The sequence below is a fragment of the Protofrankia sp. Cj5 genome (genome assembly GCF_917627405.1).
Lineage (GTDB): Bacteria > Actinomycetota > Actinomycetes > Frankiales > Frankiaceae > Protofrankia.
On record NZ_CAKJTO010000068.1, the window covers coordinates 22757 to 29004 of the forward strand.

Sequence of the window (6248 nt, forward strand, 5' to 3'; positions counted from 1 at the left end):
TATCTCTTCAGGCCCGCTCTTCAGGTCTCCGCGGCCACGATGTCAATACCGAGCCCAGGAACAACAAATCGCCAATACAGCACCAACCTCCATCGAAACCCATAAGGGTGGTTACGGTATGGCGCCGCACCCGCCGCGCAGTGACCATTCGCGCCAAACAGGGGTCCGTTGATCAGAATTCGAGAGTGGTACCGCGGGCGCGGCGGCGACCACTAGCTACAGCCGCTGGTGGAGCCACATTGCTCGCACACGTAGCAGCTACCGGCCGGCCGCATGGTCACCCCGCAGGTGAAACACAGCGGCGCGTCCACGGCGTTCTGCGCCGACAGCGACTCTCCCACCGGGACCTCCGCCGGCAACGAGCCCCGCAGCTGGACCATCGACCGCACAACCGGGAAGGCATGCTCGTGTCCGGCCTGCCGCGCCTCCGTCATTGGGTCAGCTCCGGTCAACCGGTCAGTGGAGAGCTCGGCGCCGACCGTGTCGACCGGCTCCGGAGCTGACGCTACTGACGCCGACGCCGACGCCGACGCCGGCTCCACGAGAGCATCAGATACGTCCACCGCGCCCGGCCCGCCATACTGCCCGGTGAGCTGACGCGCCCGCTCCTGGGCGCTCAGCACACCGAGTTCCGCGCGGGTTTCCTGGGGCAGGTAGTCCAGCGCCAAGCGGCGGAAGAGGTAGTCCATCACGGACTGCGCCATCCGGACATCCGGGTCGTCGGTCATGCCGGCCGGCTCGAAACGCATGTTGATGAACTTGCGGACGTAGGCGTCCAGCGGGACACCGTACTGAAGCGCGATCGAGATCGCAATGGAAAACGCGTCCATGACACCTGACAGGGTGGAGCCCTGCTTCGACATCTTGATGAAGACCTCGCCGAGACCGTCATCGGGATAGGACCCGGCGGTCATGTAGCCCTCCGCGCCACCGACGGAGAAGGACACCGTCCGGGAAGGCCGGATCTTCGGTAGGCGGCGACGGACGGGCTGGTACTCCTCCGGCGGCCCGCCGACAGCCAGCGCGGCCGCCGTGCCGGTGCCCGCAACCGCTCCCGCGGACCTCCTCGCGCCACGCAGGTCGGACAGCGGCTGGCCGACCTTGCAGTTGTCCCGGTAGATGGCCAGGGCCTTCAGCCCGAGCCGCCAGCCCTCGAGGTAGATCCGCTCGACGTCCTCGACCGTCGCCGAGGACGGCATGTTGACAGTCTTCGAAATAGCTCCGGACAGAAACGGCTGGACCGCCGCCATCATCCGAATATGCCCCATGGGGCTGATCGCCCGCTCGCCGATCGCGCAGTCGAACACCTCGTAGTGCTCGCGGCGCAGGCCCGGGGCGTCGATGACATGGCCGTGCTCGGCCACGTACTCGACGATCGCCTCGACCGTCTCCTCCGCGTAGTCGAGAGCCCGCAGCGCGGCGGGAACCGTCTGGTTGACGATCCGCATGCTCGATCCGCCCACCATCTTCTTCATCTTCACCAGCGCGAGGTCGGGCTCGATGCCGGTGGTGTCGCAGTCCATCGCCAACCCGATCGTGCCGGTCGGAGGGAGCAGACTGACCTGCGCATTACGCCATCCGTGCTTCTCGCCCAAGGCGTGCGCACGGGCCCATTCAGCGGCGGCCAGGGCGAGCACCCGGGCATCATCCGCTCCGGCGTTGCGGACCGTGTCCGTCGCGGCGGCGTGCTTACGGATCACCCGGCGATGGGCCTCAGCGTTGCGCGCGAAGCCGTCGTACGCCCCCATGACGCCCGCGAGCTGCGCCGAGCGCCGGTAGGCCGCCGCGGTCATCAGCGCGGTGATCGCGCCAGCCATTGCCCGGCCGCCCTCGGAGTCATACGCGCGGCCTGTCGCCATGAGCAGCGCACCGAGATTTGCGTAGCCGATCCCGAGCTGGCGGAACGCCCGGGTCACCCGGGTGATCTCCGGGGTCGGGAAGTCAGCGAAACAGATCGAGATGTCCATCGCGGTGATGACCAGCTCGACGGCGGCGACGAACGCCTCCGCGTCGAAGGTCAGATCGTCGCGCAGGAACCGCATCAGGTTCAGCGAGGCCAGGTTGCAGCTGGAGTTGTCCAGGTGCACGTACTCGCTGCACGGATTGCTGGCGCTGATCCGGCCGGACTCCGGGCAGGTGTGCCAGTCGTTGATCGTGTCGTCGTACTGGATCCCGGGATCCGCGCAGTCCCATGCGGCCTGCGCGATGGTACGGAACAGCGACCGCGCCCCGATGGTCTCGATGATCCGCCCGTCGATCCGGGCCCGCAGGTGGAAGTCGGTGCCGTCGAGCACCGCCCGCATGAACTCGTCCGTCACCCGAACCGAGTTGTTGGCGTTCTGGTACTGCACCGAGACGATGTCACGGCCGCCGAGGTCCATGTCGAAGCCGGCATCCCGCAACGCTCGGATCTTGCTCTCCTCACGGGCCTTGCTCTCGACAAAGTCGACGATGTCGGGGTGATCGACGTCAAGCACGACCATCTTCGCGGCTCGCCGGGTCGCGCCACCTGATTTGATCGTCCCGGCCGAGGCGTCGGCTCCACGCATGAAGCTGACCGGGCCGGACGCGGTACCGCCGGAGGAGAGCAGCTCCCTGGACGAGCGGATGCGTGACAGGTTCAGCCCGGCACCCGAGCCACCTTTGAAGATCAGGCCCTCTTCCCGGTACCAGTTGAGGATCGACTCCATCGTGTCGTCGACGGACAGGATGAAACAGGCCGAGACCTGCTGCGGTGCCGAGGTGCCGACGTTGAACCACACGGGGCTGTTGAAGCTGAAGACCTGGTGCAGGAGCATCCAGGTCAGCTCCTGCGCAAAGACCTCGGCGTCGGTCTCCGACGCGAAGTACCCGTTCTGCTGCCCGGCGGCCGCGTAGGTGCGCACGACCCGGTCGATGAGCTGGCGCAGTGACCATTCGCGCGTGGCAGCGCCCAACGCGCCGCGGAAGTACTTGCTCGTGACGATGTTCGTGGCGTTCACCGACCAGAAGTCAGGGAACTCCACCCCGCGCTGCTCGAAGTTGACCGAACCGTCCCGCCAGTTGGTCATCACGACGTCCCGCAGCTCCCAGGTGACCTCGTCGTAGGGATGTACGCCGGGCGACGTGTAGACACGTCCTACTTTCAGGCCGGTGGTCTTACCAGCGGGCCGGGTCGACTTCGTGCCGCGGGTCTCGGTCATGGCGCTCCTCGTCTGGCGGATACGGCATTAGGGCGGCGACTAGGGCGTGTTTCGGCAGCCACCTGGACGCGGCTCCCTGATCGAACGACGACTTCCGAAACACGCCGTAACCAGCTGGTGAACTACCTGGCCTGCGTCCGAAGACCGGCGATCGCGGTCTCGAAGTCCGCCAGGGAGTCGAAGGCCAGATACACCGAGGCGAACCTCAGGTAGGCGACCTCGTCAAGATCTCGCAGTGGGCCGAGAATCGCTCGGCCGATCTCGTCCGAGGGAATCTCGGCCGCTCCGGACGCACGCAGCGTGTCCTCGACCAACTGAGCAAGCTGGGCCAGCGCGTCCGTCTCCACCGGTCGGCCCTGGCACGCCCGGCGTACCCCCGCCACCACCTTCGCGCGGCTGAACGGCTCGGTGACCCCGCTGCGTTTGATGACCCGCAGTGATGCCTCCTCGATCGTCGTGAACCGGCGGCCGCAGGACGAGCACGATCGCCGACGGCGGATCACGGCACCTTCCTCGGTCTCGCGGCTGTCGACAACCCTGCTGTCCGGGTGTCGACAAAACGGGCATCGCACGGACGATCCCCCAAAATCTTGATGACTTACACCTTCGTAACTACCACATGTTGTGGTGGACGATAGAGTCAGCCACCACGACCTGGCAAACCCGCCGGCGTGTCCAACGGTCAGGGCAGGCGAAGCGCCTGGCCCGGAACAAGATCGGTGGTGCCGAGTTGATTCATACCGGCCAGCCGCGCCACAACCACCCGGGTGTCACCCTCGGGCGCCAGCCCACGCGCTATCCCCCACAGGGTCTCCCCGGACTGGACCACATGAACACGCGCCGGCCCGCCACCCCCACGCGACGAGGCCAACGAGGTCACCCGCGCGAGAGACAGGACCAGACAGAAGACAGCCGCGACGAGGACGACCAGGACCGCCCGACCCCTCCTGGTCAACCTCAGCGGAGGCTCAGCCGACCTCTCCACCACACACTCCTTCAACCTCCGAGATCGCAAACAACGAACATCCGTTCGATCGAACTCCCGATCGAGTTTCTACCGCACGACCCCGACGGAATCGCCACGACACGCTCGAACAGACGTTTGAGAAATTCGGTCACGGCAGTTACGGTCGTACCGATGAGATGTCGGTTGTGACCACCAGCGCCGGTTCCTGGCAAAACCACTGGGTCCGCCGGGAGCGGAGTCTGCCACGACCGCGAAACGAAGGAGAACGGCAGGTATGACCACCGACCCCAACCGCACCCGACGTGGCCGGCCACCACGCGGCAGCGTGCGCGACCTGCCGGACGGGCCGGCGGACGCGTCGGGCCTGACCCCCCGCCAGCGCAAGGTGCTGGAGGTGATCCGCAATGCCGTCGAGCGCCGCGGATACCCCCCCAGCGTGCGCGAGATCGGCCAAGCGGTCGGGCTGACCAGCACAAGCAGCGTCGCGCATCAGCTCAGGATGCTGGAGGAGAAGGGCTTCCTACGGCGTGACCCCCACCGCCCGCGGGCCATGGAGGTACTTTCCGCGGACGCACCGGTCCGCCCGGCGGCACGCGACAGCCTCCGTCTCGGGGCACCAGCGATGCCGGCTGCCGGTGCCGACGGATCGGTGGTCCCGTCGGACGGCCATCGCGACGCGGCCTACGTACCCGTCCTCGGCCGCATCGCGGCGGGCGGACCGATTCTTGCCGAACAGGCGGTTGAGGAGATCTTCCCTCTTCCCCGCGAAATCGTCGGCGAGGGCACCCTGTTCATGCTGCGCGTTGTCGGGGATTCCATGGTCGATGCCGCGATCTGCGACGGGGACTGGGTGGTCGTCCGGCAACAGCCGGTCGCGGACAGCGGCGAGATCGTCGCCGCAATGATCGATGGTGAGGCCACGGTCAAGACCTTGCGTCACCGTGATGGCCATGCATGGCTTCAACCGCAGAACCCGGCCTATGCCGATATTCCGGGTGACGAGGCGGCGATCCTCGGCCGGATCGTCGCGGTTCTGCGCCGGGTCTGATCGTGGCTGGCTGTGCCGACCGGGAGAAAGCCGGACGCATGGTGGCGGTCGTCGGGCCGACGGCGGCCGGCAAAAGCGAACTTGCGATCGACCTTGCCGCCGTACTCGGCGGTGAGGTCGTCAATGCCGACTCCATGCAGCTTTACCGCGGCATGGACATCGGCACAGCCAAAGTACCGACGCGGGAGCGCAGAGGCGTCCCGCACCATCTGCTTGACATCTGGGAAATCACCCATACCGCCGACGTGGCCTCCTACCAGGCCAGAGCACGAACCGTCATCGACGATCTGCTCAGTGCCGGCCGGACCCCGGTGCTCGTCGGCGGCTCAGGGCTCTACCTCAGGGCTGTCATCGACGACCTCAGGTTTCCCGGCACCGACCCGGCGGTACGCGCGCGCCTTGAACAGGAACTGTCCGAACGTGGGGCGGCCGCGTTGCACGCCGACCTGACCGCGCGGGCGCCGAAAGCGGCTGCCGCCATCCTGGCCAGCAATGGTCGCCGCATCGTGCGCGCGCTGGAAGTGCTGGAGCTCACCGGCGGCTTCGCCGCCTCCCTACCGGAACACCGCGCGGTCTATGACGTCGTCCAGATCGGCCTCGACCATCATGACCTTGATATCCGAGTCACCGACCGCGTGGCGGCGATGTGGGCTGCCGGCATGGTCGAAGAGGTCCAGACGCTCGCCGGTCTGGGCCTGCGCAAAGGACGCACCGCCTCACGCGCCCTGGGCTACGCGCAGGTCCTGGCGTGGCTGGATGGCGAGATCGAATCCAGCGAAGCCGCCCGGCTCGCGACCATTGCCGCGACGCGCCGATTCGTCCGCAGACAAAGGTCGTGGTTTCGCCGCGATCCCCGCATAATTTGGCTAGACCATCCCGACGTCGATCAGGTGGCGGGCATGGTCAGCTCAGCCTGACATGCGATGGGTACCGGCGACCCGTTCATCCCGGCGTCTGGAGACATCTGTGACCGCGCTCGAGCTGAACCTCGTCCCGGCCCTGTGCGCCGCGTTCGACGACGGATCGTTGCAGTTGCATTACCAACCCGAGG

5 protein-coding genes are annotated in these 6248 nt (G+C 66.9%); 2 read left to right on the forward strand and 3 right to left on the reverse strand.

The genetic code is table 11. From position 1 onward, the window contains the following. Positions 1-212: 212 nt before the first annotated feature. The 3 genes from MJ777_RS15210 to MJ777_RS15220 all read right to left on the reverse strand — a co-directional run bounded on the left by MJ777_RS15210 (position 213) and on the right by MJ777_RS15220 (position 4137). Entirely contained in the window at positions 213-3182 is a 2970-nt protein-coding gene (locus MJ777_RS15210; RefSeq protein WP_239376945.1) for a vitamin B12-dependent ribonucleotide reductase, read from the reverse strand. A gap of 122 nt (positions 3183-3304) precedes the next feature. Further along, positions 3305-3754 carry a transcriptional regulator NrdR gene (gene nrdR, locus MJ777_RS15215; protein WP_239308853.1) on the reverse strand — a complete coding sequence of 150 codons (450 nt, stop codon included), beginning with the start codon at positions 3752-3754 and terminating at the stop codon, positions 3305-3307. 110 nt (positions 3755-3864) lie between these two features. Next, complete coding sequence (locus MJ777_RS15220) at positions 3865-4137, reverse strand: LysM peptidoglycan-binding domain-containing protein (RefSeq protein WP_239308854.1); 273 nt, start codon at positions 4135-4137, stop codon at positions 3865-3867. A 286-nt stretch (positions 4138-4423) separates the two neighbouring features. Between MJ777_RS15220 and lexA the strand changes: the two genes are divergently transcribed. Continuing rightward, a complete protein-coding gene (gene lexA / locus MJ777_RS15225; protein ID WP_239308855.1) occupies positions 4424-5197 on the forward strand; it encodes a transcriptional repressor LexA in 774 nt (257 codons plus the stop codon). 38 nt (positions 5198-5235) lie between these two features. Further along, a complete protein-coding gene (gene miaA / locus MJ777_RS15230; RefSeq protein ID WP_239376947.1) occupies positions 5236-6114 on the forward strand; it encodes a tRNA (adenosine(37)-N6)-dimethylallyltransferase MiaA in 879 nt (292 codons plus the stop codon). Positions 6115-6248: the final 134 nt, after the last annotated feature.

Coding starts and splice junctions, on each gene's coding strand:
- MJ777_RS15210 (WP_239376945.1), bottom strand. CDS start 3,182: ATGACCGAGACCCGCGGCACGAAGTCGACCCGGCCCGCTGGTAAGACC.
- lexA (WP_239308855.1), top strand. CDS start 4,424: ATGACCACCGACCCCAACCGCACCCGACGTGGCCGGCCACCACGCGGC.
- miaA (WP_239376947.1), top strand. CDS start 5,236: ATGGTGGCGGTCGTCGGGCCGACGGCGGCCGGCAAAAGCGAACTTGCG.